Genomic DNA, 6,492 nt, shown 5'->3' on the forward strand with positions numbered 1-6,492 from the left:
TCGACACTCTCAACGAAGGACCCGGGCCCGAGGTTACGTCCCGCAAAAGTAAAACCCTTTCGTCCGATATGCACGCAGGTGGGCGGCCTCACAGCCGGACGACGGGGTCCGGATTCGTGACGCCGGGGGTCCTCGGCGAGAATGGGGCGATGAGCACCGACCCACCCGCCCACCTGACTGCAGAGTCCGCCGCACTCTTCGCGCGCGCACAGGCGGTCACCCCGGGTGGCGTCAACTCGCCGGTGCGGGCCTTCAACGCAGTGGGCGGCACGCCCCGCTTCATCGAGCGGGCCGCGGGGGCGCTGCTCGTGGACGCCGACGGCCGGGAGTACGTCGACCTCGTGTGCAGCTGGGGGCCGATGCTGCTCGGCCACGCCCACCCGGAGGTGCAGGCGGCCGTGCAGGAGGCGGTGTCCCGCGGTACGTCGTACGGCACGCCGACCCGTCCCGAGGTCGAGCTCGCCGAGGAGATCGTCGGCCGCACGCCGGTCGACAAGGTCCGGCTCGTCTCGTCCGGCACCGAGGCGACCATGTCCGCGATCCGGCTCGCACGCGGCTTCACCGGCCGCGACCTGGTGGTGAAGTTCGCCGGCTGCTACCACGGCCACGTCGACTCGCTGCTCGCCGCTGCCGGCTCCGGACTCGCGACGCTGTCCGTGCCCGGCACCCCGGGGGTCCCGGCCGCGTCGACCGGGGCCACCCTGGTGCTGCCCTACAACGACCGCGAGGCCGTGGAGGCCGCCTTCGCCGAGCACGGCGACGCGATCGCCTGCCTGGTCACCGAGGCCTCGCCCGGCAACATGGGCGTGGTCCCGCCGCTGCCCGGCTTCAACGCGTTCCTCGCCGAGACCTGCGCGCGCCACGGTGCGCTGTTCGTCAGCGACGAGGTGATGACCGGGTTCCGGGTGAGCCGGTCCGGGCAGTGGGGCCTCGACGGAGCCGTCGAGGGCTGGACGCCGGACCTGGTCACTTTCGGCAAGGTCATGGGCGGCGGCTTCCCGGCCGCCGCGTTCGGCGGCCGCGCCGACGTGATGGGGATGCTCTCGCCCGAGGGTCCCGTCTACCAGGCGGGCACGCTGTCCGGCAACCCCGTCGCGACCACGGCCGGCCTGACGACGCTGCGGCTGGCCACCGACGAGGTGTACGCCGGGATCGACCGGGCCGCCGACCTGCTGGCCGAGGCGACCGACAAGGCGCTCAGCGAGGCCGGCGTACCCCATCTCGTGCAGAGCGGCGGCAACATGTTCAGCGCCTTCCTGTTCGACGACGAGGTCGCCGAGGTTCGCGACTTCGACGACGCGAGCTCGCAGAACGTCGAGCGCTACAAGGCGTTCTTCCACTCGATGCTCGACCAGGGTGTCTACCTGCCGCCGAGCGCCTACGAGGCGTGGTTCCTCTCGTCCGCGCACGACGACGCCATCCTCGACCGGGTCGTCACCGCGCTCCCCGCCGCCGCCCGAGCAGCCGCCGCCGCACCCGCCCGAGGAGACCGATGAGCAACCCCCAGGACGGCGCCGCCGACCGCACCGTGACCACCGTGCACCTGCTCCGGCACGGGGAGGTGCACAACCCCGACGGCGTGCTCTACGGCCGGATGGACGGCTACCACCTCTCCGACCGCGGGCAGCGGATGGCGCAGCGCGTCGCCGAGGCACTCGCCGACCGCGACGTCACCTACGTGGTGGCCTCGCCGCTCGAGCGCGCTCAGGAGACCGCGCGGCCGGTCGCCAGGTCGCACGGGCTCGTCGTGGGCACCGACCCGCGGGTCGTGGAGTCCACGAACGTCTTCCAGGGCAAGCGGTTCGGGATGGGTGACCACGTGCTGTGGAAGCCCGCCGCCTGGCGCCACCTGTGGAACCCCTGGCGGCCGTCGTGGGGTGAGCCGTACGTCGAGGTCGTCGCCCGGATGAAGGCGGCCGTGGCGGACGCCCGCGACACGGCCTACGGGCACGAGGCGGTCGTCGTCTCCCACCAGCTGCCGATCTGGATCACCCGGCTGCACGCCGAGAACCGGTCCTTCGTGCACCTGCCGACCCGCCGCCAGTGCACGCTGTGCAGCCTGACCTCGCTCACCTTCGAGGGCAACCGGCTCACCACCGTGCGCTACTCCGAGCCCGCCGCCGACCTGATCCCGGTCAAGGACCGGCAGGCCACGTTCTCCTCCGGCGGGACTCCCGACCTCGAGCAGCCGACCGCCTGACCATGACCCGATTCCGCAGCCTCGCCGCGACCACGTGCGCCCTCGTCGCGCTGGTCGCCGTCGCGGGCTGCGGCGACGATGTCGGCAGCTCGGGGGAGCAGGGCTTCGTGTCGGGCAACGGGGTCATCACCGCGCTCCCGGTCTCCGACCGTGCCGCCCCCGGCGAGGTGTCCGGGCGGACCATCGACGGTGCGCCGCTGTCGCTGGCGGACTACGAGGGCCAGGTCGTGGTGGTCAACGTCTGGGGATCGTGGTGCGCGCCCTGCCGGGCCGAGGCGCCGATGCTCGCCGACGCAGCGCGTGACCTCGCCGGCCGGGACGTCGCGTTCCTCGGGATCGACTCGCGGGACCCGAGCGAGTCGGCGGCGCGAGCGTTCGTACGTCGTTTCGACATCCCCTACCCGAGCATCTACGACCAGCAGGGGGGCACGCTGCTGGCGTTCCGCGGCACCCTGTCGCCGAACGCGATCCCCAGCACGGTGATCATCGACCGCCAGGGCAGGGTGGCCGCGAGCGTGCTCGGCGAGATCACCCGGACGACGTTGTACGACCTCGTCGAGGAGGTCGCGGGCACCGATGGCTGACTGGTTCCGCGAGACCGTGCTCTCCGGTTCGCTGCTGCTCGCGCTCCCCGTCGCGGCGGTGGCCGGGCTGGTGTCGTTCTTCTCGCCGTGCGTCGTACCCCTGCTGCCGGGCTATCTCTCCTACGCCACCGGCCTGTCCGGGGCCGACCTCGCGTCCGCCCGGCGCGGCCGGATGGTGCTCGGCAGCACGTTGTTCGTGCTCGGGTTCTCGTTCGTGTTCGTGGCGCTGGGCACGCTGTCCGGCGCGCTCGGTGACGTGCTCTGGGAGCACATGAGCACGATCACCCGGGTGCTCGGCGTGGTGACCATCCTGGTCGGGATCGCGTTCCTCGGCGTGGTGCCGTGGCTGCAGCGTGACGTCCGGTTCCACAAGGTCCCCGCCGTCGGGCTGGCGGCGGCGCCGCTGCTCGGGGTCCTCTTCGGACTCGGTTGGACGCCGTGCATCGGTCCGACGCTGTCGGCCGTGCAGACGCTGGCGTTCGCCGAGGGCACCGCCGGACGCGGTGCGCTGCTCAGCCTCGCCTACGCCCTGGGTCTCGGCATCCCGTTCATCCTGGCCGGGCTGATGTTCCGCCGGATGCTCGGTGCAGTCGGCTGGGTGCGCATGCACCAGGTGTGGGTCACCCGCGCCGGCGGGCTGATGCTCGTCGCGCTGGGCCTGCTGCTCGTGACCGGGGTCTGGGACGACTGGGTCGGTGGGCTGCGCGGCTGGGTCGGCGGCTTCGAGGTCGCCGTATGAGCATCCCGACCGACGTCGAGCCGGCCGCCGGGGCCGGTGGCGCGGCGCGCAACCCGACGCCGCCCGCGACGCCCCCGGCCCTGAGGCCCGTCGAGCTGGCGCGCTGGGCGTGGCGGCAGCTGACCTCGATGCGCACCGCGCTGGTGCTCCTGTTCCTGCTGGCCGTCGCCGCGGTCCCCGGCTCCGTCGTACCGCAGGCCGACATCGACGCGATCGCGGTGGGGGACTGGAAGAGCGCGCACCCGACGCTGACGCCGGTCTACGAGTTCCTCGGGCTGTTCTCCGTCTACGACTCGGTGTGGTTCTCCGCGATCTACCTCCTGCTGATGGTCTCGCTGGTGGGCTGCATCGTGCCGCGGCTGCGGATCTACTGGCGCGGCATGCGTGCCCGGCCGCCAGGGGCGCCACGCAACCTCACGCGGCTGCCGGCGTCGCGCCGCTTCGAGGTCGACGGGGCGCCCGACGAGGTGCTGGCCCGGGCGGAGCGGGTCCTGCGCGGACGCCGGTACCGCACGGTCTCGAGCGAGGACGGCTCGGTGGCGGGCGAGCGCGGCTACCTGCGCGAGGCCGGCAACCTGCTGTTCCACGTCTCCGTGCTGGTGGTGCTGGTCGGCTTCGCCGTCGGGCAGGTCTACGGCTACAAGGGCGGCGTCATCACCGTGGTCGGCCAGGGCTTCTCGAACTCGCTGAGCCAGTACGACGACTTCGCCCCCGGCTCGATGTTCTCGGCCGACGACCTGGCCCCGGTCAGCCTCACCGTCGAGGACTTCGACGTCTCGTTCCTCACCCGTGGCCCGCAGATGGGACAGCCCCGGGACTTCTCGGCCGACGTCACCTACACCGAGGAGCCGGGCGCCGACCCGCAGCGTTACGACCTGCGGGTGAACCACCCGCTGAAGCTCGACGGCGTCAGCGTCTTCCTCGTCGGTCACGGCTACGCCCCGGTCGTCACCGTGCGTGACGGCAACGGCGACGTGGCCTACGAGGGGCCGGTGGTGTTCCTCCCGCAGGACGCGTCGTTCGCGTCGTTCGGGGTGCTGAAGGTGCCCGACGCGGCGCCGACGCAGCTCGGCTTCGAGGGGCTGTTCCTGCCGACGTACGGCTTCACGATGGCCCGCGGCCCGTTCTCGCAGTTCCCCGACGCGCTGGACCCGGTGCTTTCGCTGGTGCCGTACCAAGGTGACCTCGGCCTCGACGCCGGTGAGCCGCAGTCGGTCTACCAGCTCGACAAGGACGGGCTCGAGACGTTCGAGAGCGCCGACGAGACGCGGGGCTCGGCCGCGCGCCTGAAGCTCGCGGTGGGCGACACCGTCGAGCTGCCGGACGGTGCCGGCTCGATCACGTTCGACCGGGTCGACCGCTGGGCCAAGCTCCAGGTCAGCGACACGCCCGGCAAGGGGCTGGCGCTGGGTGGGGTGCTGCTCGGCATCGTCGGGCTGATGGGCTCCCTGTTCATCCGGCCGCGCCGTGCGTGGGTGCGCGTCCGGCCGGCGGATCGGGAGGGTCGTACCGTGGTGGAGCTGGCCGGCCTCGACCGCAGCTCCGGCGGGGACCTCGACACCGAGATCGACGAGCTGGAGCGACAGATCCGCACCGGCCCGACCGGCACGTCCCAGGAGGGGAAGACATGAGCACTGCGGACTTCGCCGCGTTCTCCAACAACGCGGTCATGTTCGCCTCGATCGTGTACGTGCTGGCGTTCGTCGCGCACGTGGTCGAGTGGGCGACCGGTCGGGCGGCGGTGGAGCCTGCGCGGGAGGCCGCCCTGGAGTCGGCGCTGGCCGCGCCCGCCCCGCCCGGCGCCGTCGCCACCTCCGACGTACCTCCGGCGGAGGGGGACGAGGAGCGGGTGGACCGGTGGGGCCGGATCGGCCTCGCCCTGACGGTCGTCGCGGTGCTGCTGCACTTCGCCGCGCTCGTGGCGCGCGGCCTCGGGTCGGACCCGGTGCGGGTGCCGTGGGGCAACATGTACGAGTTCACGCTCGCGGGGGCCTTCGGCGTCAGCCTCATGTACGTCCTGCTCGGCCGCCGCTACGGCCTGCGCTGGATGGGTCTGCCGGTCACCGGGTTCGAGGTGGTCGTGCTGATGCTCGCCGTGCTGCTGCTCTACGTGCCCGCGGGGCCGCTGGTGCCCGCACTGCACTCGTACTGGCTGGTGATCCATGTGATGGCCGCGGTCGTCGCCTCCGGCGCGTTCGCGGTCGGCGCCATCGCGGCCGTGCTGTACCTGGTGAAGGACCGCGCCCGGACGCGCGGCTCCCTGCGGCCCGGCGGCTACCTCGACCGGCTCCCGGACCTGCCGGCGCTGGACCGGCTGTCCTACCGCCTGCACGCCTTCGGGTTCCCGATCTGGACGTTCGCCGCGCTGGTCGCGGGGCCGATCTGGGCCGAGTACGCCTGGGGCCGCTACTGGAACTGGGACCCGAAGGAGGTGTGGGCGTTCATCACCTGGGTCGTCTACGCCGCCTACCTGCACGCCCGCGCGACGGCCGGCTGGCGCGGCAAGGCCGCCGCCGTGATCGCCCTCGTCGGCTTCGCGACGCTGCTGTTCAACTTCGTGGGGATCAACTTCTTCTTCGGCGGCGGCAGCCTGCACTCCTACGCCGGCTGATCCTCAGGCGTCGGTGTCGCCACGCGGCTCGTCGTCGGGCAGGTTCTTCTGCTCGCGGCGGCGCTTGCGCTCGAGGTCGCGCAGGAAGTCGGCGTCGTCGTCCGGGGCGATGACGCGACGCGTCCCGGGACCCTGCGAGGGCCTGGCCGGGCCGGGACGGCGGGCCGCACGGCGCCTCTCCCAGAGCCGCAGCAGGGCGTAGATGACCAGAGCGATGATCGCGACGAGAAGAACGGCCTTGCCCATGCCTCCAATGTAGGAGCACCTGGCAAGCCGTGGGGCCTTCCCGCCGTCCGGTCTCACCGTTGCGCGCCGTAGGCTGGCCCCGTGAAGGAGTTCGTCGTCTACACCCTGGCCC

At 72.5% G+C, this 6,492-nt stretch carries 7 protein-coding genes; 6 read left to right on the forward strand and 1 reads right to left on the reverse strand.

Going from position 1 to position 6,492, the window contains the following annotated elements; all coding sequences use genetic code 11:
• The first annotated feature begins 149 nt into the window (after positions 1 to 149).
• From hemL to ccsB, 6 genes are read left to right on the forward strand one after another with little or no spacing between them, the layout of a single operon-like run.
• Positions 150 to 1,496, forward strand: a complete 1,347-nt coding sequence (hemL, locus tag VFH10_RS13530; protein ID WP_325129411.1) for a glutamate-1-semialdehyde 2,1-aminomutase — start codon at positions 150 to 152, stop codon at positions 1,494 to 1,496.
• Complete coding sequence (locus VFH10_RS13535; protein WP_325129413.1) at positions 1,493 to 2,200, forward strand: histidine phosphatase family protein; 708 nt, start codon at positions 1,493 to 1,495, stop codon at positions 2,198 to 2,200. Before hemL ends, VFH10_RS13535 begins: the two co-directional genes overlap by 4 nt.
• A gap of 2 nt (positions 2,201 to 2,202) precedes the next feature.
• Positions 2,203 to 2,784: a TlpA disulfide reductase family protein gene (locus tag VFH10_RS13540; protein ID WP_325129415.1), complete on the forward strand. Its 582-nt coding sequence runs from the start codon at positions 2,203 to 2,205 to the stop codon at positions 2,782 to 2,784.
• A complete protein-coding gene (locus tag VFH10_RS13545; RefSeq protein ID WP_325129417.1) occupies positions 2,777 to 3,523 on the forward strand; it encodes a cytochrome c biogenesis CcdA family protein in 747 nt (248 codons plus the stop codon). The genes VFH10_RS13540 and VFH10_RS13545 overlap by 8 nt, the downstream gene beginning before the upstream one ends.
• The gene (gene resB / locus VFH10_RS13550; RefSeq protein ID WP_325129419.1) at positions 3,520 to 5,154 is read left to right on the forward strand and encodes a cytochrome c biogenesis protein ResB; all 1,635 of its coding nucleotides are present in this window, start codon (positions 3,520 to 3,522) and stop codon (positions 5,152 to 5,154) included. The genes VFH10_RS13545 and resB overlap by 4 nt, the downstream gene beginning before the upstream one ends.
• Positions 5,151 to 6,134, forward strand: coding sequence for a c-type cytochrome biogenesis protein CcsB (gene ccsB, locus VFH10_RS13555; RefSeq protein ID WP_325129421.1), 984 nt, complete (start codon positions 5,151 to 5,153; stop codon positions 6,132 to 6,134). Before resB ends, ccsB begins: the two co-directional genes overlap by 4 nt.
• Before the next feature lie 3 nt (positions 6,135 to 6,137).
• Here ccsB and VFH10_RS13560 read toward each other — a convergent pair whose 3' ends face one another.
• Complete coding sequence (locus VFH10_RS13560) at positions 6,138 to 6,380, reverse strand: hypothetical protein (RefSeq protein ID WP_325129423.1); 243 nt, start codon at positions 6,378 to 6,380, stop codon at positions 6,138 to 6,140.
• Positions 6,381 to 6,492: the final 112 nt, after the last annotated feature.

The sequence above is a fragment of the Nocardioides sp. genome (genome assembly GCF_035697785.1).
Taxonomy (GTDB): Bacteria; Actinomycetota; Actinomycetes; order Propionibacteriales; family Nocardioidaceae; genus Nocardioides_B.